Genomic DNA, 292 nt, shown 5'->3' on the forward strand with positions numbered 1-292 from the left:
GACCGACCCCGCCGGCTGCTCGCCCGCCGCCGCGAGGGCGGCGGCGTCTGGCCGCCGGCTGCGGATGCCGATGCTGCCGCGGCCAGCCCTCCGGCGCGGGGAAAGCCCAGCCCGTCGCTGGTCGCCTCCCCCTTCCACACGAGCCGCTGCAGCGCCTCGGCCACCTCGCGATCTGTGCGTGCCACGGGCCCGGCGAGCTGCACGGCGCCATCCGTCAAAGCACGGAACGTGAGCGGCCCTTGGGCGACCAGCACGTGGCGCACGATGGCGTCCAGCGAAGGATCCTCCAACT

General features: G+C 75.3%; 1 protein-coding gene. It reads right to left on the minus strand.

What is annotated here, in order from left to right; all coding sequences use genetic code 11:
* Positions 1-185 (minus strand): hypothetical protein (locus NE591_RS15080; protein ID WP_256157081.1); only part of this gene is annotated, 185 nt, incomplete at its 3' end.
* Positions 186-292 lie beyond the last annotated feature (107 nt).

It is taken from the genome of Adlercreutzia sp. DFI.6.23, assembly GCF_024462535.1.
In the GTDB taxonomy this organism is placed as follows: domain Bacteria; phylum Actinomycetota; class Coriobacteriia; order Coriobacteriales; family Eggerthellaceae; genus Adlercreutzia; species Adlercreutzia rubneri.